The 23,448-nt window shown below is 74.0% G+C and carries 16 protein-coding genes and 1 pseudogene; 10 read left to right on the top strand and 7 right to left on the bottom strand.

Going from position 1 to position 23,448, the window contains the following annotated elements; translation table 11 throughout:
* Positions 1-204: 204 nt before the first annotated feature.
* The 5 genes and pseudogenes from OO63_RS26150 to OO63_RS26130 form a co-directional block, all read right to left on the bottom strand.
* Entirely contained in the window at positions 205-1,278 is a 1,074-nt protein-coding gene (locus tag OO63_RS26150) for a mechanosensitive ion channel family protein (protein ID WP_030357124.1), read from the bottom strand.
* Between the two features lie 143 nt (positions 1,279-1,421).
* Complete coding sequence (locus OO63_RS26145) at positions 1,422-2,411, bottom strand: helix-turn-helix domain-containing protein (RefSeq protein WP_051811204.1); 990 nt, start codon at positions 2,409-2,411, stop codon at positions 1,422-1,424.
* 155 nt (positions 2,412-2,566) lie between these two features.
* Positions 2,567-3,466, bottom strand: coding sequence for an NAD(+)/NADH kinase (locus OO63_RS26140; protein WP_030357126.1), 900 nt, complete (start codon positions 3,464-3,466; stop codon positions 2,567-2,569).
* A gap of 146 nt (positions 3,467-3,612) precedes the next feature.
* Positions 3,613-4,620 (bottom strand): annotated as a pseudogene (locus OO63_RS26135) (SPFH domain-containing protein); the annotation flags it as partial.
* Positions 4,621-4,722: 102 nt separating this feature from the next.
* The gene (locus tag OO63_RS26130) at positions 4,723-5,532 is read right to left on the bottom strand and encodes an SAM-dependent methyltransferase (protein WP_030357128.1); all 810 of its coding nucleotides are present in this window, start codon (positions 5,530-5,532) and stop codon (positions 4,723-4,725) included.
* Between the two features lie 338 nt (positions 5,533-5,870).
* Between OO63_RS26130 and OO63_RS26125 the strand changes: the two genes are divergently transcribed.
* The 6 genes from OO63_RS26125 to OO63_RS26100 all read left to right on the top strand — a co-directional run bounded on the left by OO63_RS26125 (position 5,871) and on the right by OO63_RS26100 (position 12,311).
* Entirely contained in the window at positions 5,871-6,998 is a 1,128-nt protein-coding gene (locus OO63_RS26125) for an ROK family transcriptional regulator (protein WP_030357129.1), read from the top strand.
* A gap of 86 nt (positions 6,999-7,084) precedes the next feature.
* On the top strand, positions 7,085-8,347 hold the full coding sequence (locus tag OO63_RS26120; RefSeq protein WP_030357130.1) for an ABC transporter substrate-binding protein: 1,263 nt from the start codon (positions 7,085-7,087) through the stop codon (positions 8,345-8,347).
* Positions 8,347-9,291: a carbohydrate ABC transporter permease gene (locus OO63_RS26115; RefSeq protein ID WP_030357131.1), complete on the top strand. Its 945-nt coding sequence runs from the start codon at positions 8,347-8,349 to the stop codon at positions 9,289-9,291. The genes OO63_RS26120 and OO63_RS26115 overlap by 1 nt, the downstream gene beginning before the upstream one ends.
* On the top strand, positions 9,284-10,117 hold the full coding sequence (locus OO63_RS26110; protein WP_030357132.1) for a carbohydrate ABC transporter permease: 834 nt from the start codon (positions 9,284-9,286) through the stop codon (positions 10,115-10,117). The genes OO63_RS26115 and OO63_RS26110 overlap by 8 nt, the downstream gene beginning before the upstream one ends.
* 110 nt (positions 10,118-10,227) lie before the next feature.
* Positions 10,228-11,298: a Gfo/Idh/MocA family protein gene (locus tag OO63_RS26105; RefSeq protein WP_063750458.1), complete on the top strand. Its 1,071-nt coding sequence runs from the start codon at positions 10,228-10,230 to the stop codon at positions 11,296-11,298.
* On the top strand, positions 11,295-12,311 hold the full coding sequence (locus OO63_RS26100) for a Gfo/Idh/MocA family protein (protein ID WP_030357134.1): 1,017 nt from the start codon (positions 11,295-11,297) through the stop codon (positions 12,309-12,311). The genes OO63_RS26105 and OO63_RS26100 overlap by 4 nt, the downstream gene beginning before the upstream one ends.
* Before the next feature lie 536 nt (positions 12,312-12,847).
* On the opposite strand, the gene OO63_RS47415 is transcribed toward OO63_RS26100, so the two are convergent.
* Positions 12,848-16,996 carry an nSTAND1 domain-containing NTPase gene (locus OO63_RS47415; protein ID WP_158798887.1) on the bottom strand — a complete coding sequence of 1,383 codons (4,149 nt, stop codon included), beginning with the start codon at positions 16,994-16,996 and terminating at the stop codon, positions 12,848-12,850.
* 479 nt (positions 16,997-17,475) lie between these two features.
* Positions 17,476-18,903: a CAP domain-containing protein gene (locus OO63_RS26090; protein WP_030357136.1), complete on the bottom strand. Its 1,428-nt coding sequence runs from the start codon at positions 18,901-18,903 to the stop codon at positions 17,476-17,478.
* 271 nt (positions 18,904-19,174) lie between these two features.
* Between OO63_RS26090 and OO63_RS26085 the strand changes: the two genes are divergently transcribed.
* From OO63_RS26085 to OO63_RS26070, 4 genes are all read left to right on the top strand, one after another.
* Positions 19,175-20,485 carry a radical SAM protein gene (locus OO63_RS26085; protein WP_030357137.1) on the top strand — a complete coding sequence of 437 codons (1,311 nt, stop codon included), beginning with the start codon at positions 19,175-19,177 and terminating at the stop codon, positions 20,483-20,485.
* A gap of 32 nt (positions 20,486-20,517) precedes the next feature.
* Complete coding sequence (locus OO63_RS26080) at positions 20,518-21,249, top strand: SDR family NAD(P)-dependent oxidoreductase (protein WP_030357138.1); 732 nt, start codon at positions 20,518-20,520, stop codon at positions 21,247-21,249.
* Positions 21,250-21,262: 13 nt separating this feature from the next.
* Positions 21,263-21,823 (top strand): GNAT family N-acetyltransferase, encoded by a 561-nt coding sequence (locus tag OO63_RS26075; protein WP_397622258.1) that lies wholly within the window; start codon positions 21,263-21,265, stop codon positions 21,821-21,823.
* Positions 21,824-21,946: 123 nt separating this feature from the next.
* The gene (locus OO63_RS26070) at positions 21,947-23,359 is read left to right on the top strand and encodes a helix-turn-helix domain-containing protein (protein ID WP_063750457.1); all 1,413 of its coding nucleotides are present in this window, start codon (positions 21,947-21,949) and stop codon (positions 23,357-23,359) included.
* Positions 23,360-23,448 lie beyond the last annotated feature (89 nt).

Here is a 23,448-nt window from a genome sequence, read left to right as displayed (position 1 = left end):
TAGCCGAACACTGCAACGAGCGGAACGGCGGCGGGCCCGCGTACGGCGGGCAGGAGCGCCGCTCCCTCTTGGTGCCGGTCATGCGCACTCGTCATATGCGACCGGATTTGCTCCCCTACGGGGCGTTCGCGGCCCCCCAAAACCCCCTTATACAAGGGCTTTCTGCAAGACGCCGTTCCGGGTGGGCCGATCTGCGCGGACCGGTCAGCCCGCCGCCGCGTCCCGCTGGTGCGGGATCACCACGGGAAGCTCGCCCTGCCGTACGGTCACGGTCCGGGTGGGCGCGGGGACGGGGATGCCCTCGGCGCGGTAGCGCCGGTGCAGCCGCTTGATGAACTCGTGCTTGATCCGGTACTGGTCGCTGAACTCACCCACGCCCAGGATCACCGTGAAACCGATCCGGGAGTCACCGAACGTGTGGAAGCGGATGGCGGCCTCGTGGTCGGGGACGGCCCCGGTGATGTCCTTCATCACCTCGTCGACGACCTCGACGGTGACCTGCTCGACCCGGTCGAGGTCGGCGTCGTAGCCGACGCCCGCCTGCACCATGATCGACAACTCCTGCTCGGGGCGGCTGTAGTTGGTCATGTTGGTGCCCGCGAGCTTGGCGTTGGGGATGATGACCAGGTTGTTGGAGAGGTTGCGCACCGAGGTGTTGCGCCAGTTGATGTCGACGACGTAGCCCTCCTCGCCGCTGGTCAGCTCGATGTAGTCGCCCGGCTGCACGGTTTTCGCGGCGAGGATGTGCACGCCCGCGAACAGGTTCGCGAGGGTGTCCTGGAGGGCGAGCGCGACCGCGAGACCGCCCACGCCGAGCGCGGTCAGGAGCGGCGCGATGGAGACGCCCAGCGTCTGCAGCACCACCAGACAGCCGATCGCGAGCACCACGACCCGGCTGATGTTCACGAATATGGTCGCCGAGCCGGCCACGCCGGAGCGCGACTGCGCGAGCGACTTGACGAGCCCCGCGACGATCCGGGCCGCCGTGACCGTGGCCGCCAGGATGAGCAGCGCCGACAGGACGAGGGTGACGGTACGTCCGGTACGCGGCGTCAGCGGCAGCGCGGCCGCCGCCGCGGCGATCCCGCCCGCGACCGCCGCACACGGCACGAGCGCGCGGGCGGCGTCGACGATGACGTCGTCCCCGCCCCACCGCGTACGGCTCGCCCGCTCCCCGAGCCAGCGCAGCGTCGTCCGCGACAGCAGGGCCGCGGCGAGCCCGCAGAACACCGCGATGCCGGCGACTGTCCAGTCGTGCAGAGTGAGGGCTCGGTCCATCAATACGCTCCCATGATCGGCCGGTTCGCTCCCGTGCGCGATGACACGGCCGCCCATCCTGCCCTACCCGCCGAAGCCCTCCGCACCGGCCCCCACCTGCGATCTTCGTCGGGGCGTAGGCCCCTGCGCCACGCTGTCGGCGGCTAGTCGCGCACGGCGCTCGCCGTCTCGCGCGCGGGAGGGCTGTGGGAGGCCCGGAACTCTCCGGGGGGTACGCCGTAGGCCGCGCGGAAGAGCCGGGTGAAGTGGGCCTGGCTCGCGAAGCCCCAGCGGGCGGCGATGGTCCGGATGGTGCGTCCGCTCTGCCCCGGGTCCATCAGGGCCCGATGGCACTGCTGGAGTCGCTTGCGCCGGATCAGGGCCGCGGGAGCCGTGCCCGCGGCGGCGAGGACCTGCTGGAGGTGGCGCAGGGAGATGTGGTGGGCGTCGGCGACGGTCTGCGGGGAGAGCTCCGGGTCGCCCAGGTGGTGGTGGATGAAGGACTGGACCCGGGCGAGCAGGGCCTGTTGGTGGCTCTCTGGTGGGAGGGCGTGCAGGGTGTGGAGTTCATGGGCCAGCAAGGTGACCAGCAGTTCCAGGGCGGTGTCGAGGAGGCGGATGAATTCGATGTCCCGGTAGCGGGAGCCCGCGCTGAGGGCCTCGTGCACACAGTGGATGAGGACCGCGCCGATGCCCGTGCTCCCGGGCAGTCGCCGGGCCAGCAGGGGTGCCACGTCCTGCGGTGGGAACGGCAGCAGGCTCTTGGGGAGGACGAGGCCCTCGTGGGTGCCGGTCGTGTGCCGCGCACGGAACGGCAGTGAGGAGTCGATGAGGACCACGTCACCGGCCCTGAGAAGGGTCTCCTGGCTGCCTTGGCCGACCGCGGAGACACCGGTGCGCGTGATGTCGAGCACGTACTGCTCCGGATCCGACTTGCGGACGAGCTTCTGGGTCCGCTCCGCGTGGAACGACCGCACCGTGGACGTCGTCCCCTGGAGGGTGTGCGAGCCCCGCGTCAGCGCCGTGGCCCGGAAGCCGGCCTCGTCGTCACAGCGCACGTGCGTGGGAACGACGACGCGGCTCGCCAGCTCGTGCCAGCACGCGAACCGGTCCTCCGGCGGCAGACTCTCGGTCGTGAAGGATGCCTCGATCACTCGTCCCTGCCTTCCGCCGCGGGTGGACCAGGTGGCGGGGCGTCAGGCCGTGCGCGCTGCCCCGGAAGCGCCACGATGCGTCCATGAAGCCGGAAGAGGCTTGGGTAAACCTGCAATCCCCTGGTCGGACGGCCTGGGCGGGGGTGCCCGCGCCCTCAGCCCACCAGCCGCAGCGCCCCCTTTGCCACCCCCACCCGCACGCTCTGCCCCCAGCCGAGGCCGAGGGCGTCGGACTCCATGCCGTCGCCGAAGGCCACCAGGTGGTCCGACTCGGCGGTGAGCCACAGGCGTTGGTCCGCGATCAGTTCGCCGTGTACCAGGGAGGTGCCGGTCGTGGGGGACGGCCAGGCCTCCCGTACGAACCACAGCAGGCGCGCCTCGTGCGGCTCCGGCGGGCGCGGGCCGCCCCCGGCCTGCCGCCGCAGTGACCCCAGCCAGCCGGTGGCGCCCGTGCCGGTGCCGACCACCACCCCGGAGGACGCCTGTGCCTCCGCGCCCTCGGGGGCCGCGCCGGAGCTGAGGCGGTAGCGGGCCGTCTGGTGCCCGGCGGCGCCGACGTAGATCTCGTTGAGCGCGCTCAGCCGCTGGCCGTCGTCGGTCACCGCCTCGACCATGGTGAGTTCGTCGGCCCCGGCCGCACCCGCCGCCGCGTGCGGAAGGAGCTTCGCCGCGTCCGACGCCCGGTGCCGCACCAGCACACCGGGGTTGCGCCCCGGCTCGGTGTCGACGCCCACGACGGGCTGCCCCGACAGGTACTTGGCGGCGTTGGCCACGAGCCCGTCCTGCCCCACCACGACCACCACGTCCTCCGGGCCGAACAGGAACCGGTCCAGATCGGCCCGCTCCACCCGCGCCGTCCGCCACCGGAGCGGCACCGCGGCCGCCACGTCGGCGAGCGCCCGCTGCGCCCGCCGGTGCCGCCCGGCCACCTCGTCGATCTCCCGGCCGCGCGAGGACAGGAAGAACGCGGCCTGCCCGTGCGTGCCGTGCCGGGCGATCAACTCCTCGTACTCGGTGGTGCGGTGGACGAGGACGGCGCGCGGGGCGAGCGTCATGACCGCCGTCCTTCGTCCGGGCCGTCGCCGCCGTGTGCGCCGCGACGACTGCCGCGCGCGCTCGGGTCGGCCCCGGCTCCCGCGCCCGGACCACCACCGGCACCCGCGTCCGCAGCCGCACCCTCCTCGGCGCCCGCACCAGCCCCGGCCCCCGCACCCCCACCACGCCCCAGCCTCCCCAACAGCCCCGTCACCACGTCCGGCGTCAGCGTCAGGCTCTCGATGCGCGGCACGTTCTCGGCGAGCCGTGCCGCTGCCAAGGCGTGCAGGGTCGCCGGGTCGGCGCTCGCGTGGGCCGTCAGCCAGGACCGCTGCGCAGCGGCGCGCGCCTCGCCGACGGTGCGGGCCGCCTCCGCCTCGGCCCGGGCGAGCGCCACCGTGCGGGCGGCCTCGGCCTCGGTGCGCACGGCGTCCGCGGCGGCCTTCTCCTCGGCCTCGCGGCGCGCGTTGGTGCCGCGCCTGGCCACCAACTCCTCCTCCTGGCGGGCGAGTTCGATGCGGCTTGCCAGCTCGTTCTCGGCGATGGCGCGCTCGCGCTCCACGGCCACGGCCCGGCGCTCGAACGTGGCGCTGTCCGCGTCCTGCTGGATGCGCTCGCGGGCCGGGGTGCGCAGCGCGCGCTCCACCTCGGGCTCGGGCCGGATCGCCACGACGCGCACGGCGACCACCTCGATGCCGGTGGCGGGCAGCCGCGGCTCCGCGCCGAGGCCCGTACGGACCCGGTCCCGTACCGCCGCGACGCCCTCGGCGAGCGCGGCCGAGAGCGGCATCCGGGCGAGGACGTCCAGGGCGTGCTGCTGGGCCGACTCGGTGAGCAGCGTGGACAGTTGCTCCAGGGGAGCGGACCGCCAGACCCCGGTGTCGGGGTCGACGGAGAAGTCCAGGCGGGCGGCGGCCGCCGCCGGGTCGCTGATGCGGTAGGTGACGGCGGCCTGGACCGTGACGTCCTGGAAGTCGGCGGTGCGCGCGTGGAACGCCACCGCCAACTCGCGGTCGTCCACGGGCACTTCGGACAGCGCGGCGCTCAGCGGCCGGAACCAGAAGCTGAGCCCGGGCCCGTCGTGGGCGAGCTTGCCGTTCCTGTGGTGGCGGATGTGGGCGGTCGGCGCGGACCGCAGATGACGCAGGCCCAGGCGCCGGGTGATGTCGGCCATGGTGGAACCCCTCCCGTTTTTCGTCACCCCGACGATATTGGTTCAACGTGCTTATCGTCAAGGAGACTAAAAGGGGGCGGGAGGGGTTTCGCCCTGCCCTCCCTACCGCTTCCGCCCCACCCCCGCGTACAACGGCACCTCCGTCCCGTCCCGCACCTCCGCCACGCCCAGCTCCGGGCGCCAGTCCGGCGGCCACACCAGGCCGGGCTCCAGGAGGTCGAAGCCGTCGAAGAGGCGCAGCACCTCCTCGCGGGAGCGGGGGACGAGGGTGACGCCGCCCGCCTTGTACATCTGCACGGCGCGGTCGGTGCGTTCGGTGTCCCAGTCGCCCGCCATCTGCGAAAGGACCAGGTGGCTGCCGGGCGCGAGGGCGTCGACGAGGCGGGCGACGATCTCCCGCGCCCCGTCCTCGTCGCTGACGAAGTGCAGGAGGGCGATCAGGGAGAGGGCGACCGGCTCGTCGAAGTCCAGGACGGACGCGGCGAGTTCCAGGATCCGGTCGGGCTCGCGGACGTCCGCCTGGAGGAAGGTGCTCGCGCCCGCGTCGGTCCCGGCCAGCAGCGGCTCGGCGTGCGCGAGGACGATCGGGTCGTTGTCCACGTACACGACGCGCGCGCCGGGCGCGGCGGACTGCGCGACGCGGTGCAGGTTCGGCTCGGTCGGTATGCCGCTGCCGAGGTCGAGGAACTGGCGTATTCCGGCCGTGCCCGCGAGATGGCGGGTGGCGCGCTGCATGAACCAACGGTTGTGCTGGGCGCAGTACTTGGTGCTCGCGTCCAGCGCGACCAGCTGCTGCCCGAGCTCCGCGTCCGCCGCGTAGTGGTCCGAACCGCCGAGGAACCAGTCGTAGACGCGGGCCGGGTGCGGGGTGCCGGTGTCGAGGTCTGCGGAGGCGGGCGGGACTGCGGTCATGGGGCAACTCCTCGGTCGGGGGCGGCTGTTCGGGCGGTGCGGGGCCCGGCCAGGAGACGGTAGCGGGCGGGCGTCCATGGCCGGACGGCAGGCGTCGGTGACCGTACCGGCAGGCGTCCGGGGCCGTGTCGGCATCGGGTCGGTGACCGTACGGGCAGCGGCCCTTGACCGTACGGGCGATGAGACCGTGACCGTAAGGGAATCAGCCGTGCGTGAGGGCTTCCCGGCGGCTTCGCTTTATGAAACTCTCCTACCGAATCTCGACAGGAGTTCGGCCAGGGCCCCTCAACGGGGCCGCTGTCGGGCTGCCTCACCACTTCTTCCGGGGTGCAGAACTGATGCGAAAACGGACGCGCGGCCACGACCTGGCCGCCCTGCGCCGACTCAACACCACCGTCGTCCTGCGCGCCCTGCACCGCCGCAGCCCCCAGACCCTCGCCGAACTCGCCGCGGGCACCGGCCTGTCCCGGCCCACCGTGGACGCGGCCCTGGAGGAGCTCACCGCGCAGGGGTGGGTCACCGAGGCCGACGCGGGGGAGCGGGTGCGGGGGCGCCCCGCGCGGCGGTTCCGGTTCCGGGGCGAGTCCGGGTACGTGCTCGGGGCCGACATCGGCCTGCACAAGATGGTGCTGCTCCTCACCGACCTCGGCGGCAACGTCATCGCCGTCGAACGCGCCGACGTCGACCCGGAGCTGGGCGGCGGCCCCCGCCTCGCCCTCCTCCAGGACGGCCTCGACGCCTTCCTCGACACCCACACCGTCCGCCGCGACCTCGTCCTCGCCCGCTGCGTCGGCGTGCCCGGCGTGGTGGACGCGAGCGGCCACATCACCTCCGTCGTGGTGCCCGAGTGGTCCGGCGTCGACCTCGGCCGGCTCCTCGCCGACGGCGAGAGCGGCCACACCCTCGTCGAGAACGACGTGAACCTCGCGGTGCTCGCCGAGCGCTGGCAGGGCGCAGCGACCCTCGCCGGAGACGTGGTCTGCGTCCTGACCGGGCACCGCGTCGCCTGCAGCATCACCATCGGCGGGCAGCTGCACCGCGGCGGCCGGGGCGGCGCGGGCGAACTCGGCCTGCTTCCGCTGCTCGGCATGGACAGCGCGCATGAAGCCCTCACCTGGAAGGACGGGCTGCGCGACGGCGAGTCCGAGGTGGCCGCGCTCGCCCGCGCGGCCGACGCCGAGGACCCGCGCGCCCTCGACGCCATAGCGGACTTCGCCGACCGCATCACCCCCGGCATCGCCGCCCTCGCCCTCGCCCTCGACCCCGAACTCGTCGTCCTCACCGGCGGCGCCACTCCCCTCGGCGCCCACCTCGTGCCGCTCCTGGAGGAGCGGCTGCGGCCCCTTACGCTGCACGTGCCCCGGATCGCGCTGAGTTCCCTCGGTGAGCGCGGCGTCGCCCTCGGCGCGGTGCGCAAGGCACTCGACCGCGTCGAGGAGGAACTCCTCGCCGACCCCGTCGGCTGACCGCCCGCCGGGCGCCCGTGCCCGGCAGGACCCGTTGGCCCGATCCCCGGAGACCCACCCACCCCCAACACCAGCGGAGGCGCGTGATGCGCAGGAGGACCCTCCTCTGCTCAGGCCTGGCCGCGGCGTCTGCCCCGGTGCTCGCCGCCTGCTCGGACGAGGGCGGCGGCGCCGACGGCGGCGGCCGCACCACCGTCTCGTACGGCATGTGGGACCCCGCCCAGGTCCCGGGCATGAAGAAGATCATCGCGGCGTTCGAGGAGGAGCACCCGGACATCTCGGTGCGCATCGAGCTGACCCCGTGGGCGAGCTACTGGACCACCCTGAAGACCTCGATGCGCGGCGGCACCGCCCCCGACGTGTTCTGGATGAACGCCGTCAACTTCCAGCTGTACGCGGCCCACGACGTCCTGGAGCCGCTGTCCGAGCACATCGACAACGACCGCACCCCGGTCGACCGCCACCCCGAGCAGCTCGTGCGGCTCTACTCCTACGACGGCGTCCAGTACGGCCTGCCGAAGGACTTCGACACCGTCGGCCTCTGGTACAACAAGGCCCTCTTCGACAAGGCGGGCATCAAGTACCCCGACACCACCTGGACCTGGGACGACCTGCGGGACGCCGCCGCCGAACTCACGAATCCGCGGCAGCGTGTGCACGGCTTCTGCTCCGAGATGCACCGCCAGTTCGTGCTCTACCCCGCCATCTTCGGCGCGGGTGGCCATGTGCTGCGCGACGGCCGCTCCGGGTTCGGTGACGAACGTTCCGTCGAGGGGCTGCGCTTCCTCACCGACATGATCGACCGCGGCTGGTCGCCGCCGCAGAGCGCCATGGTGGAGAGCACCGCCCGGGTGCGCTACTGGTCGGAGAAGGCGGCCATGGTGCACGACCTGTCCGCGATGGCCGGGCAGATGTACGCGGTGCCCGCCCTGAAGGACCACGGCGGGGTCACCGCGCTGCCCAGGGGCCGCGAGCGGGCCACCGTCATCCACGGCCTCGCCAACGTGATCTCCGCGAAGAGCGACAAGAAGGCCGCCGCCTGGAAGTTCGTGCACTTCATGGCGGGCCGCAGGGCCGCCGGGATCCAGGCGGAGTCCGGCGTCACGATCTCCAGCTACGCGGGCACGCAGGACGCCTGGCTGAAGTCCATGCCGGAGTTCGACCTGAGGCACTTCCTCGACATGAAGAAGTACGCCACCCCGTACCCGAGCTCGAAGAACACGGCCGTCTGGGAGAACCTCCAATACCCCCTTCTCGGCGCCGCGTTCAGCGGCAAGGGCGGGATCGAGGACGCGGCCCGCACGCTCGGGAAGCAGATGGACCGGGCCCTGAAGGAGGAGCGGAGCTGATGAGTCTCTTTCCCGCCACGGCCGCCGCGAAGGCGGCCGACCGCCGGGTGCCGAAGTCCGCGCCGAGGCCCGCGTCGCGCGGTCAGCGGGCCGCGTACGGGTTCATCGCACCGCTCGGCATCGGCTTCGCGGTCTTCTACTTCTGGCCGATGATCCAGACGTTCTACTTCAGCTTCACCGAGTTCGGCCCCTTCGGCGGCCACACCTGGACCGGCACCGACAACTACGCGCGCGTGCTGCGCGACGTCACCGTCTGGCAGGCGCTCGGCAACACCCTCATCTACTGCGGCGTCGGGCTGCTCGCGCTGCCCCTCGCCATCGTCGTGGCCGCGCTCCTCAACCGGCGCGGGCTGCGCGGCGTCGCCGTCTACCGCGCCCTGTACTTCGTGCCGTTCGTGACGCTGCCTGTCGCCGTGGGCCTGGTCTGGAACTGGCTCTACAACGGCGACTTCGGGCTTCTGAACGAGATCCTGGGATGGTTCGGGGTCGACCGGCACTACTGGGTATCCGACCCCTCCACGGCCGTGCTCGCCATCGGCGCCGTCATGGTCTGGTCGACCACCGGCTACTACTTGATCATCTTCATGGCCGGCATCAAGGCGATCCCGCGGGACTACTACGAGGCCGCGGAGCTGGACGGGGCCGGGCCGCTGCGCCGCTTCTTCACCATCACGCTGCCGCTGCTCAGCCCCACGCTGTTCTTCGCCTCCGTCATCTGCATGATCCAGTCCCTGCAGACCTTCGACCTGATCTACATCATGATGGGCGAGAAGAACCCCGCGGTCGGCGACACCCAGTCGGTCGTGGGCCTCTTCTACAAGTGGGCGTTCATCGAGAACGCCCAGGGCGCCGCGGCCGCCCTCGCCTTCCTGCTGATGCTGCTCATCGCGGGCCTCACCTATCTGCAGTTCCGGCTCCAGCGGAAGTGGGTGCACTATGGCTGACCGCCGACGCCTCGACATGGGCTCCGTGGCGACCCACCTGGTCCTGTCGCTCGGTGCCGTCGTGATGGTCTTCCCGTTCCTCTGGCAGGCCCTCACCGCGCTCAAGTCGCTCGCCGAGGTCTCCCGGGTCCCGCCCACGTTCCTGCCCGACGACTGGAACTGGTCGAGTTTCGACGAGGTCTTCACCGCCCTGCCGTTCCGCGAGATGCTCACCAACAGCGTCCTCGCGACCGCCGGGCGCACGGCCGGCCAGCTCGTGTTCTGCTCGCTCGCCGCCTACGCCTTCGCGCGCCTGCGGTTCCGCGGCCGTGACCTGCTGTTCGGGCTCTTCCTCTCCGTCCTGATGGTGCCGAGCTCGCTGCTCGTGCTGCCGCAGTACGACATCATCCAGCAGTTCGGGCTGCTCAACTCCACGCCCGCGCTGTTCCTCCCCGGCATGTTCAGCGCCTTCGGCACCTTCCTGCTGCGGCAGGCGTTCCTCGCGCTGCCCAAGGAGCTGGAGGAGGCCGCGCGCATCGACGGCGCGGGCTCCTTCCGCATCTTCTGGTCGATCATGCTGCCGCTGATCCGGCCCGCGCTCGCCGCGCTCGCCGTCATCACCGCCATGACCGCCTGGAACGACCTGCTGTGGCCCCTCGTCGTCAACACCGACCCTGAGACCATGCCGATCAGTGCGGGCCTGACCTCCCTCAAGGGGCAGTACGAGACCAACTACCCGGTGATGATGGCTGGTTCGCTGATCGCGAGCCTGCCGATGCTGCTCGTCTACGTCCTCCTGCAGCGGCACTTCGTGCAGAGCGTCGCCTTCAGCGGCTCAAAGGGCTGACGGCACCCCGACTTTCAGAAACCCGACTTTCAGAGACCCGACGTTCAGGGCCCCGACGTTCAGAGCCCGATGTTCAGAGCCCCGACGTACAGAGAAAGGCCAGATCCCCCATGCCACCGCTTCACATCGGCCTGCTCGGCGCGGGCGGCATCGCCCGCGCGCATCTGCCCGGCTGGCTGGAACTGGGCGCGCGGGTCGGCGTCCACACCCAGGACGGCTCGGCGGAGAAGCTCGCCGCCGAGTACGCGGCGCGCGGCCACGACGTCACCGCCGTGCCCACGCTTCCCGAACTCCTCGCCGACTGCCGCGCCGTCGACATCTGCACCCCCACCCCCACCCACAAGGACCTCGCCCTCGCCGCGATCGCCGCGGGACGGCACGTCGTCTGCGAGAAGCCGCTCGCGCTGACCGTCGCCGACGCCGAGGACATCGCGGCCGCCGCCGACGCGGCGGGCGTCCGCCTCCACCCGGCGCACGTGGTGCGCTACTTCCCGGCGTACGCGGCCATGCGGGACGCCGTGGTACGCGCGGAACTCGGTGCCGTCGCCGTGCTCCGCTTCACCCGGGGCGGGGCGCGGCCGCAGTGGGCGCCCTGGTTCGGGGACCCCGCCCAGTCCGGCGGCGTGATCATGGACCTGATGGTGCACGACATCGACATCGCCCGCTGGGTCGCGGGCGACGTGGTGCGCGTGCACGCCCGCACCCGGGGCGTCGAGCACGCCACGGGCGCACCGGCCGGCGTCGTCACCGCCACCGCCGTCCTCACCCACGCCTCCGGCGCCGTCAGCCACGTCAGCGGCCTGTGGGGGCTGCCCGACCAGCGGTTCCGTACGACGTTCCGGATCGCGGGCGCCGATGGGCTCCTGTGCCACGACTCCACCGCAGTGCCCGGCTTCCGCATCACCGCGCAGGGCGAGCGCGCCGCCAACGAGGGCATCCCGTCGAGCCCCATGACGGAGAGCCCCTACCTCAGCGAACTCCGCGAGTTCGCCGCGTCCTGGGACGACCCGGCGGTACGGCCGCGGGTGAGCGCCCGCGACGGTATCGAGGCCGTGCGCATCGCGCGCGCAGCCGTGGAGTCGAGCCGCACGGGCCGCGCCGTCGAACTGACCACCGCCCCGGCGGCACCACCCGGCCCGGCCCCCGCCCCGGCCGCCGCGAACGTGGAGCCCACCCGATGAAGGTCGCCGTCCTCTCCTTCGCCCACGTCCACGCGGCGGCCTATCTGACCCTGCTCCGGGACCTGCCCGGCGTGGAGGTCATCGGCAGCGATCCCGACACCGCGCTCGCCGCGCCCGGCGAGACCCGGGGCCGCGCGTTCGCCGAGGGCCACGGCGTCCGGTACGCGGAGACGTACGAGGACGCCTTCGCCTGGGGTCCTGACGCCGTGATCGTCTGCTCCGAGAACGCCCGCCACCGCCCGCTCGTCGAACTCGCCGCCGCACACCGCGTCGACGTCCTCTGCGAGAAGCCGCTCGCGACCACCGTCGCGGACGGCGAGGCCATGGTCGCCGCGTGCCGGGCGGCCGGGGTGCGGCTCGCGGTCGCCTTCCCGGTGCGGTTCAGCCCCGCGTACGCGGCCGTCAAACGAGCCGTCGCCGCCGGTGACACCGGCCGCGTCCTGACCGTGTCCGGCGCCAACAACGGCCATATGCCGACCCGCGCCCGCCGCTGGTTCGCCGACCCCGAACTCGCGGGCGGCGGCGCCCTGATGGACCACACCGTCCACATCGCCGACCTCCTCGACGACCTGTTCGCCGCCCACGCCGTGGAGGTCTACGCCCAGACCAACAACCTCCTGTACGAGGGCGAAGTGACCGCCGAGACCAGCGGCCTCGTCACCGTGGTGTACGACAACGACACCGTCGCCACCATCGACTGCTCCTGGTCCCACCCCCGCTCCCACCCCGCCTGGGGCGGCCTGGAGATGACCCTCGTCGGCGAGCACGCCACCCTGGAGATGGACGCCTTCGACCAGAAGGTCCACGGCCACAGCGAACGCCACGGCCGCGCCCTCGAACTCCCCTTCGGCGTCGACCTGGACGCGGCGATGCTCCGTGCCTTCCTGTACGGCCCCGGCCCCGACGGCATGGCCGTCGCGGACGGCGAGGGTGGGCTGCGCACACTGCGGATCGTGGCGGCGGCGTACGCGTCGGCGCGGACGGGGGCGCCGGTGGCTGTGGCCGGTACGTGAGGGCTCTCGCGGGGCGCGTCGGGCGGCGTCAGCGGATGTGCCCCGTGGGGGGCTTGGGGAGTCGCCGCTGCGGCGGGCGCGCCCCGTAGGGGCGCGGGGAACTGCGCGACCGGCCACGACGGTCCGCAGGAGAGTGACGGCCCCTGGCGGAAGCCACAGCGAAGCGCGTGGCCGAGGGCCGGGGGACAGGCCCGGGCGGGGGCAGTCGCAGGTGCGGTGGGTGCGCTCGGTTGCTGGGTGGGCGCGCCCCGTTGGGGGCGCGGGGAACTGCGCGACCAGCCACGACGGTCCGCAGGAGAGTGACGACCTCTGGCGGAAGCCACAGCGAAGCGCGTGGCCGAGGGCGGGCCCGGGCGGGGCAGTCGCAGGTGCGGTGGGTGTGGTCGGGTGCTGGGCGGAGGTGCCCCGTTGGGGGCGCGGGGAACTGCGCGACCGGCCACGACGGGCCCGCGGGCGAGCGACGACCCGTGGCGGCGGTAGCGCCGGGCACCCGGCCACAGACGTGGCCGGGCTCGTCGGCACACCTGACCGGGAGGTCACTCGCAGGCGCGGTGCACGTCGGCCTGGGCCGCGTACCTGTTCCGTTCCGGCTCGGAGAGCTCCCGCGGGCGCGTCGCGCACAGCTGCGCCGCGGTGCGTTCGGCGTCGGTGTTCCACAGCACCGCCCTGCCGTCGACGGCCGCGGAGGCGAGGCGGGTGCCGTCGGGGCTGAAGTCGAGGCCGCGCACCTGCCGGGTGTGGCCGGTGAGGGTGGCCAGTTGGCGGCGCGCGCGCAGGTCCCACAGCACGACGGCGGTGTCGGCGTTGGCCGCGGCCAGCGTACGGCCGTCGGGGCTGAACGCCACGGCGAGGCCCGAGGAGTCGCCCGTGAAGGCGGCGCGCCGGGAGCCGGACGCGGTGTCCCACAGGACGACCTTCTGGTCGAGCGCGGCGGTGGCGAGCGTACGGCCGTCGGGGCTGAACGCGAGCGCCCGCAGCGAACCGGTGTGCCCGGCCAGCGTGAGACGGCGGGTGCGCGTCGGCACGTCCCACAGCAGGGCCCTGCCGTCGTGCCCCGCCGAGGCGAGGGTCCTGCCGTCCGGGCTGAACGCCACCGCGTGGACACCCCACTTGGCCTCGGCGCCCGGCGGGCGGTCCGCCGGGGAGCGACCCCTGCGGGCGCCCTGGTGCAGCACGGCCAGGCGGGCGCGGAGCGCGAGGTCCCAGAGCATCACGGTGTCGTCGGCGCCCGCCGTCGCCACCGTCCGGCCGTCGGGGCTGAACGCGACGTCCAGGACGCGGTCGCTGTGGCCGGTGAGGCGGGCCAGCGGCCGGCCGGGGGCGGCCGTGCGCCAGAGGGTGAGGGTGTAGTCCTTGGCGCGGGGCGGGTGCACATCGGTGCCCGTGGCGGTGGCGACGGTGCGGCCGTCCGGACTGAAGGCCACCGAAGTGACCGGTCCGGTACGCCCGTCGAGCGTCGCCCTGCGGATCCCCCGGCGCAGGTCCCAGAGCACGGCGGTGCCGTCGTCGCTCGCCGTGGCCAGGGTGCGGCCGTCCGGGCTGAACACGGCCTTGTTGACCCGGTCGCGGTGGCCGGACAGGGCGGTCCGTGACGGGTCCCACAGGGTGATGGCCCCGTTCTCGCCGCTCGACGCGAGCAGCGGCCGTGACCCGGGGGCGAACGCCAGGCTGTAGACGTTCGTGCCGTGGCCCGTCAGCGTGGCGGTACGGGTGCGGCGCGCCGGGTCCCAGAGCACGACGGTGCGGTCGAGCCCGGCGGTCGCGAGGGTGCGGCCGTCCGGGCTGAACGCGAGCGCCCGGACGGCACCGGAGTGACCGGCGAGGGTGGCCGCGCGGGTGCCGCGGCCGACGTGCCACAGGATCACCGTGTGATCGCCGGACCCCGTGGCGAGGGTGCGGCCGTCCGGGCTGAAGCCGATGCCCTTGACCGCGTCCTTGTGCCCCGAGAGCTTGGCGCGCCGCTTGCCGCTCGCCGTGTCCCAGAGCATCGCCTCGCGATCCTCCCCGGCGGTGGCGACGGTGCGCCCGTCGGGGCTGAACACGACGGAGTTGACGCTGCCCGCATGCCCGCGGAGGGTGTCGCGTCTGCGGAACGCGGGGTCTAGGGGAGGCGGGCCTTGGACGGTGCGGGTGGAGCGGGTGGTGGCCGGGGCGTCGTGGCGCGGGTGGCTGGGGGCCAGGAGGTCTCGGGGAAGGGGGTTGGGGGCGGGGTGGTGGCCCGGGTCGTACTGGCCCCGGCGTTGCTGGTCCGGTGGGTGGTCGGCCGCGTGGCTCTGGGGTAGCGGGCCTAGGCCGTGCTTGTTCTGGGCCGTGTGTTCCTGGGGCGGCTGGTTTCCGGCCGGGTGGTTTCGGGCGGGACGGTCCGGCCCCGGCCGGCTGGGGGTCGTGCGGCTCCGGGGCGGAGCGGCGTGGGCAGGGTGCTCCTGGCCCTGCTCGTCGACCGCCGTGCGGGCCCGGGACGCCCGGTCCCGCGACGGTCGGTCCCGTGACGCCCGGTCCCGCGACGGTCGGTCGTCGGCCCGGCCGTCGCCCAGGCCCCACAGGGCCACCGTGCCGTCGACGCCCGCCGTGGCCAGCGTGCGTCCGTCAGGGCTGAAGGCCAGCGACTTCACCGGGCCGGTGTGGCCGTCGGCGGCCGCGAGGCGCTTGCGGGTGGCGGTGTCCCAGAGCAGTACCCGGCCGTCGTCGCCGCCGGTGGCGAAGGCGCGGCCGTCCGGGCTGAACGCCACCGTGCGCAGCCAGGTGTGATGTCCCGTCAGGACAGCCTCGCGGGTGCGCCGTCGAGGGTCCCACAGGATGATCCGGCGGTCGCGGCTGACGGAGGCGAGGGTGCCGTCGGGTGCGAACGCCACCTCGGACACGGCGTCGTCGTGGCCGGTCAGCTCGCCCTGGTGGGAGCGGAAGGTGGACATGGTCAGGAGGGCGCCGCGGGCCTCGGGCGTGGGCGCCGTGCGGTACGCCTCGACGGCGAGGAGCCCCGCGACGGCCGGACGGCTCGGCGCCAGGCTGACGGCCTGCGCGGCCAGTTGCCGGGACGTGGCCCGCTGCCGGGCGCGCTCGGCGTCCTCGCGCTGGTCGACGGCGAGCACACTGACGCCGGTGACCAGGAGCAGCAGCGCGGCGAGGCCCATCGCGGAATAGCGGACGTACCGGTTCCGGCGGGTGGCCGCACGGCGCTCGGCGTCCCGGGCCGCGAGCCCGGCGGCCAGGAACTCCCGCTCGGCGGCCGTGAAGTCGTCCTGGCCGCCCGGCACACAGAACCGCTCCTCGGCCGCGCTGAGCCGCGTGCCCCGGTACACCGCGCCGGAGTCCCGCTCCAGCTCCTCCCAGAGCGCGGCGGCCTCGGTCAGGCGCCGGTGCGCCACCAGGCGTTCGCGGTCGGCCTCGATCCAGGTGCGCAGCCGCGGCCACGCGGTGATCAGGGCCTCGTGCGCCAGGTCGACGGAACCGGCGTCCACCGTGAGCAGCCGCGCCCTGACGAGCCGGTCGAGCACCGCGTCCGTGTCCGAGCGGTCCCCGTGCTCCCCGTGGTCGAACTCGGCGCGGTCGACGGGCCTGCGGGTGTCCTGGGCGCCCTCGCCCGGGGTGATGAGCCGCAGCAGGATCCGCCGGGCCAGCTCGGCCTGGTCCTGCGTGAGCCCGCTGTGGACGCGTTCGGCGGTCTGCGCGATCGCGCCGCGCAGCCCGCCCGCGGCGAGGTGGGCGTCCAGGGTCAGAGTGCGGCCGCGGCGCCGCCGCCAGGTCTCAAGGAGGACGTGGGACAGCAGTGGCAGGCCGCCCGGCTCGTCGGCGGTCTCCTCGACGAGCCGGGCGGTGAGGGCCCGCTCGACGACGAGGCCCGCCGCGGCCGCGGGCCGGACGATGGCCGCGCGCAGCTCGGCCCGTGTCATCGGGCCGATGGGCAGGCTCGCGTCGCGCACGACCGCGGCGAGGCCGGGGTGCTCCAGACAGCGGGAGTAGAAGTCGGCCCGCGCTCCGAGGACCACCCGCAGTCGCCCGTCGCCGTCGGCGAGCAGCAGCTCGATGAACGCGGCCCGCTCCCGCGGGTCCCGGCAGAGGGTGAACACCTCCTCGAACTGGTCCACGACCACCCAGGTCTCACGCGGCCCGGGGGCAGGGACGAACAGCTTCCCGTGCTCGTGCACGGGCCGCGCCCCGGGCGTGAGGATCCGGATCGCGGCCGGCGGCTCCTCGTCGGCGCCGCGCAGCCGGGGAACGAGACCGGCCCGCAGCAGCGACGACTTGCCGCTGCCCGAGGGGCCGAGCACGATGACGTGCCGGTGTTCCCGGACGAGACGGATCAGCTCGTCGGTGAGCCGCTCGCGGCCGAAGAACCGCTCGCTGTCGTCGATCTCGAAGCGGGCCAGGCCCCGGTAGGGCGGGTCGGCCGTGTCCTCGCCCTCCTCGGGCGGCCGGGCGCTCTCCTCCCTGTGGGCCGCCCGCCGGGCCCGCTCCCACTCGGCCACGTCACCGCCGCACGCCTGCACATACGCGGCGAGCACCGCGGGCGACGGCAGCCGCTCGCCGGACGCCGCGGCGGCCAGCGTCGTCACCGAGAAGTCCGTACGCCGCGCCATCGTCCGGTACGTCGGCGTCCCCGCGCCCCGCCGCAACTCGCGCAGCGCGCACGCGAACCGCTGCACCGGACCCGCCGCCGGATCGAGCGGATTCTCCCGACTGCCCATGCAGCGCCCACCCCCATCGGCCCCGGTGCCGCGGGCCCCACCCGACCACGACGTCCCACGTCCCAAAAGCCGCTCCCCGGCCATTCCCCGACCGGCGGGGACGCGGCTGACTTTGTTCGGAGTCGCGGAACGGGGCTGCTGGACAACCCGGCGTCCGCTGGACTCGGACCCGGGTTCGACGCGTCCGGCCGACCGGCACAGGAAGGCACCGCAGCGACGAAGCGCCGGAGCGCAGAAGAGCAGAAGCGCCGGAGCAACGAGGTGCCAGGCCTACGGAATTGACCACTCCGTAGGGCCGGGGGCCGCTGAGGATCGGACCAGCGAGGGCCGGTGGTCCGGGGGATCCGCTCTACGGGGGGCGGATCCGCCGGGCGCGGAGCACCGGCCCGGGCGCGCGGCCGGGCGGCCGGGCGGCCGTCAGAGGCGACGGCCCCCGGCCGCGGGCTTCGGCGCTGTTCGGATGCCCGTCCCCGGCCCCGCTAACCCCCGAAGAGCTGCGTCCAGTACGTCCCCGCCGAACCCCCGCCCGCGAAGCCCACGCCGAGGTGGGTGAAGGCGGGCTTGAGGATGTTCGCGCGGTGGCCGGGGCTGTTCATCCAGCCCTCGACGACCTCCGCGGCCGAGCGCTGGCCGCAGGCGATGTTCTCGCCGACCGCGCGGTGCGCGCTGCCCGCGGCGGCGGCGCGGTGCCAGGGCTCGCTGCCGTCCGGCGCGGTGTGGGAGTAGAAGGCGCGGGCGATCATGTCGGCGCTGTGCGCCTGGGCGGCGGCGGTCAGACGCGGGTCGGGGGCCAGGGGCCGCAGCCCGGCCGCCGCCCGGTGGGCGTTGGTGCGGGCGAGGACGTCGGCCGCCGTCCTCGCCAGACCTTGCGGGGAGTACGGCTCGGCCCACAGCGCCGTCCAGAAGACGTCCCCGGAGCGTGCGTGCGGCACGGAGGCCACACCGACATGGCTGTAGGCGCGCTCCAGGACGGTCTGCCGGGACCGCTCGTCGCCCAGGCAGTAGTCGAGGAAGTCGGCCGGGGTGCGCGGGCCCGACACCAGATGCTCGCCGATCGCCAGGTACGTGAAGCCGCCCGCGGTGACGCGCTGGTGCAGCGAGACGCCGTCCGCGCCCTCGGAGCCGAGCTCGCCCCGGGCCGCCATCGCGGCGGCGTGCGCGCGGGCGGCCGCGGTGAGGCGGGCGTCGGACTGCACGGGCGGGACACCGGCGCGGTTCCGCGCGGAGTTCACGAGGGCGAGGAACGGGTCGGCCGCCGGGGGAGGCGGGGCGTGCGGCGCGGGGCGGCCGGGGTGGGCCGCCGCGCGGGGCGGGGGCGGGGGAACAGGGGCCCGGGGTGGCGGGGCGGGCTGCCGGGACGCGGGGACCGGGGGCTGCCGGGGCGCCGGAGCCTGAGCTGGGGCTGGGGCTGGGGCCGGAGGTGGTGTGTCATCGGTCACGTCCAGGCCGAAGTCCCTGGCCACACCGGCGAGGCCGTCCGCGTACCCCTGTCCGAGCGCGCGCAGCTTCCAGCCCGTGCCGCGGCGGTAGATCTCGGCGAGCAGGAGCACCGTCTCGTGCTGCGCGCGCGGCGGCGTGAAGCGGGCGATGGCGTCCCCGCGCACGCTGCTGACCTGGAGGGCTATCGAGGGCAGCCGCCCGAGCGCGGTGCCGGGTTCGGCGGGGCTGACGACGACGGTGACCCGGCTCGCGCCGGGGCGCAGGCGGCGGGCGTCGACCGTCACCGTGTCGCCGCTGAGGCGGGCGCCGGACGCGGCGGGCTGGTTGTAGAAGACGAAGTCGGCGTCGCCCGCGACCTTGCCGCTGTCGCCCGTGATCAGCACGGACAGGTCGAAGGGGCCGGGCACGCGGAGCGTGAGGGGGCCGTCCGGCAGGGGCAGATTGCCTCCCGCCACCAGGTCGTTCATGGGCTCCCCCTGCGCTTCGGTTCGGGCCGGACCGCCCGGGCCCCGTGACCCGGTGCGGTGACTTGGAGAACGCGCAGGCCGGGCGGCCGGGTTCCCGGGATCCACCCCGTGCGACCAGAGGCGGAGCGAGGTCCAGACCGGAGGCGGATTCGGCGACGAAACCGCCGGTATTAGCGTGGACCTTGCGCACGGCGATCCCGGGCGTGGCCGTAAACCGGACGTAATTAGACAAACAACGTCAAAGCTCTACAGGATCCGAGGTGCCCGCCCCATGCCCAGGCGTACGGAGCTGATCGAAGGACTCATGCAGCGGCACTCCCAGGTGCCGCGCGAGGCCGTCATCAAGGAGGACCTGCTGCGCGGCGGGATCGCCTTCGACGAGTCGGCGCTCAGCGACAGCGCCAACGAGGCCTCCGGCGACATCAAGCCGAAGTCGTACTTCATCTTCTCCTTCGACCACGGCACCCTGCCGGAGCTGGGGGAGGCCGCGCTGCGCCGCCCGCCGGAGGAGATCGTCCTCACCGGCGGCCCCTACGAGCTGCGCCGCACGGTGGTGTCGGTGCGGGTGAACCCGTCCTCGCCCTACCGCGTGGCCGCCGACGCCGACGGCCTGCTCGGCCTCTACCTGGACGGCCAGCGCATCTCCGACGTCGGCCTGCCCCCGATGCCGGACTACTACCGGCACAAGCTCGCGAACGGCAAGTCCGTGATGGAGGTCGCCCCGACCATCCAGTGGGGCTACCTCGTCTACCTCACGGTCTTCCGCGTCTGCCAGTACTTCGGCGCCAAGGAGGAGTGCCAGTACTGCGACATCAACCACAACTGGCGCCAGCACAAGGCCGCGGGCCGCCCCTACACGGGCGTCAAGCCCGTCGAGGAGGTCCTGGAGGCGCTGGAGATCATCGACAAGTACGACACCGCGAAGACCTCCACGGCGTACACCCTCACCGGCGGCGCGGTGACCTCGACGATCGGCGGCAAGGACGAGGCCGACTTCTACGGCCAGTACGCGAAGGCCATCGAGGAGCGCTTCCCCGGCCGCTGGATCGGCAAGGTCGTCGCGCAGGCGCTGCCCAAGGAGGACGTGCAGCGCTTCCACGACTACGGCGTGCGCATCTACCACCCCAACTACGAGGTGTGGGACCCGTATCTGTTCGAGCGCTACTGCCCCGGCAAGGAGCGCTACGTGGGCCGCGACGAGTGGCACCGCCGCATCCTGGACTCCGCCGAGGTGTTCGGGCCGCGCAACGTCATCCCGAACTTCGTCGCGGGCGTCGAGATGGCCGAGCCCTTCGGGTTCAAGACGGTCGACGAGGCCATCGACTCCACCGTCGAGGGCCTGCGCTACTTCATGGCGCACGGCATCACGCCCCGGTTCACCACCTGGTGCCCGGAGCCGACGACGCCGCTCGGCAAGGCCAACCCGCTGGGCGCGCCCCTGGAGTACCACGTGCGGCTGCTCCAGGAGTACCGCGCGACCATGGAGGAGTTCGGCCTCACCTCGCCGCCCGGATACGGCCCCGCGGGCCCCGGCAACGCGGTCTTCTCCGTGAGCAGCTTCATGGACAGCCTCCCCGCGTGACCCCCGCTCCGACGACCCAGGGCGGAGGCCCCATGAAGCAGCACGTCACCGTCGTCACCGGCGGCACCCGAGGCATCGGCGCCGCCGTCGCCCTGCGGCTCGCGCAGGACGGCCACGACGTCGCCGTCGGCTACCGCTCCGACGAGCAGGCCGCCGAGCGCACGGCTCAGGCCGTCCGTGCGACCGGCCGCCGCTGTGTCGCCGTCCGCCTGGACACCACGGACGAGAAGGACGTGGACCGGCTGTTCGAGACGGCCGCGGCCGAACTCGGCACCGTCACCGGCCTGGTGAACAACGCGGGCGTCAGCGGCCCCAACGGCCCCCTCGCCGAGGCCGACGCCGAGGGCATGCGCCGCGCCATCGACGTGAACGTCCTCGGCTATCTGCTGTGCGCCCGCCGCGCCGTCCGCGACATGACCCGCACCGGCGGCGGCGCCATCGTGAACATCTCCTCCGGCGCGGCCACCCTCGGCAGCCCCGGCCAGTACGTCCACTACGCCGCCACCAAGGCCGCGACGGACACCATGACCGTGGGCCTCGCCAAGGAGGTCGCCCCGCTCGGCATCCGCGTCAACTGCGTGGCCCCCGGCGTCATCTGGACCGAGTTCCACGAGGACCCCGAGCGCCCGGCGAAGCTCGCCCACACCATCCCCATGGGCCGCTCGGGACGGCCCGAGGAGATCTCCGGCGCCGTCGCGTGGCTCCTGTCGGACGACGCGTCGTACACGACGGGCGCGGTCCTGCGCGTCGCCGGCGGGATGTGAGGCGGTGCACCCCCTGATCGCGGGGGCCGAGCGGCTCACCGACGACGTCGTGCTGCGCCCCGCGTCCCTGGCCGACGCCGAGGTCCTGGCCCGCGCCTTCCGCCGGAGCCGCGACCACCTCAGCCCCTGGGACCCGGTCCGCCCCGAGTCCTTCTACACCACCGAGGGCCAGGCGGAGCGGCTGCGGGCCCAGGCGGAGAAGAGCGCGGTGGGCCTGGTGGCGCCGTGGCTGCTTCTGGACGAGGACGCGGGCGAGGTCGCGGGCGCCGTCACGCTCTCGCACATCGCCCCCGCCCCGCTCCTCAGCGGCAACCTGGGCTACTGGATCGACGTCACGTACGCCGGGCGCGGCCTCGCCACCGCCGCCGCGACCGCCGTCTGTCAGATCGCCGACGAGCGTCTTGGCCTGCACCGCGTGGAGGCGGGCACCCTCCTGGACAACACCGCGTCGCAGCGCGTCCTCGCCAAGTGCGGCTTCGAGGAGTACGGCCTGGCCCGCAGGTACCTGCACATCAACGGCGCCTGGCGCGACCACCGGCTGTTCCAGCGGATCCTCAACGACCGCACTCCTTGAGGGGATTTGGCATGTGAGGGTATTGGTACGTACCAATCTCGGGTGCCACACTGCCCCCAGGGCGCGGGCCCGATGGGGAGGGGTCCCCGACGGGGAGGGGTCACGGCCCGGTGGGGAGGGGCCATGTCCGTCGGCGTGCCGGAGACGGCCGAGCCGGGTTGGGCCGAGTTCGGGCGGCAGCTTCGCTGCCACCGCCGACGGGCCGGGCTGACCCAGGCGCAGCTCGGCAGGAGGGTGGGGTACCACCACACCTTCATCAGCAGGCTCGAAGGGGGGCTGCGGGAGCCGCCCTTCGGTCTGGTGTGCCGGCTCGACGTCGTCCTGGAGACCGGCGGCCGGCTCGCGGCGGCCCTCGCCGCGCCGCGCCACGTCCCCCCGGCGCCCGGCCGGAACCTCACCGCCCCCACGCTGTTCTCCCCGCTCCCCGGAGCGGACGCGCCCGGCGACGAGGCGCCCCCGGTCTTCTCCTGGTGGCCCGACCGGCTTCCGGCCGAGGGGCTCGCCTGCCCGTCGCACGGCACGGTGGGGTGCGCCGTGCCCGACCAGAGCGAGGCGGCGGTCCTCCTTAAGGGGGCGGCCGGGCCCTTCGACGGCGCGGGCGAGGCGGCCGGCGCGGAGTCCGACCTGCTGCACGGTCTCACCGCCAGTCTCGCCTGCCTGATCCGGGAGGCGTTCGTCCAGCCGACGGGCGCGTGCGCGGCGACCGTGGAACGGCTCCTGCGCGGCGTGGTGCGCTGGGCCGAGGCGGTCGACTCCGCGGGCCGCCTGCCGTACGGGCAGTTACGGCTCGCCGCGCAGTACGCCCAGGTCGCCGGGCGGCTGCGGATGGAGCAGGGGCAGAGCGGCGTCGCCATGGCCTGGTTCGGGCAGGGCCTGCGGTGGGCGGATACCGTCCAGGACGCGTCGGCCCGGGCGACGCTGCTGAGCGACGTGTGCACCCTGGTCCGGCTCGACGGCGACGTGGCGTCGACGCTCGTGTACGCGGAGGCCATCGGCGCGGTCGACGCCAAGCGGCGCTGGATGGCGCTGCTCGGGGATCTCTATCAGGCGCGGGCGTACGCGCTCCGCCAGGACGCCGCCGAGTGCGGGCGCCACATCACGTCGGCCCGGCGCAGGTTCGCGCGCCTGGACGACCGGGACCGTCTGGAGGTGCCCTGGCTCGCCGGCGCCGAGGGCGTGCTGCGCCTGGAGTCCGCGATCGGCGGCGCGCTGCGCGACCTCTCGGCGGCGACCGGTGACCGGGCCGCGGCCCGGCGGGCGATCGAGGCCACCGCACAGTCGTGCGCGCTCCTGCCACCCCTGATGCGCACCACCCGAGTGCTGCTCACCCTGCGGCTCGCGGACAGCTGGGCGTGCGCCGGTGACCCGGTCGCGGCAGTCGCCCTGGCGCAGCCGGTGCTCGCCGAGGCGATGCGCTCCCGGGAGCTGATGATCGCCGCCGAGCTGCGCGGGCTGCGGAGCAGGCTCGCCGGGCGCTGGGGCGACCTGCCGGAGGTCCGGGAGCGCAGGGAGCGGCTCGGGGACGCGTCGGGGTGAGCCGGGGCCGGCTGGTGCGGCCGGACTTGCCAGATCTTGCCAGGGTGTGCCGGGCGGCCGGAATTCATTGACCACGATCCGGCGGGGTG

It is taken from the genome of Streptomyces alboflavus, from assembly GCF_000716675.1.
Taxonomy (GTDB): domain Bacteria; phylum Actinomycetota; class Actinomycetes; order Streptomycetales; family Streptomycetaceae; genus Streptomyces; species Streptomyces alboflavus.
Note: the sequence above shows the minus strand (reverse complement) of the source record. Positions and strands in the feature narration are given on the sequence as shown.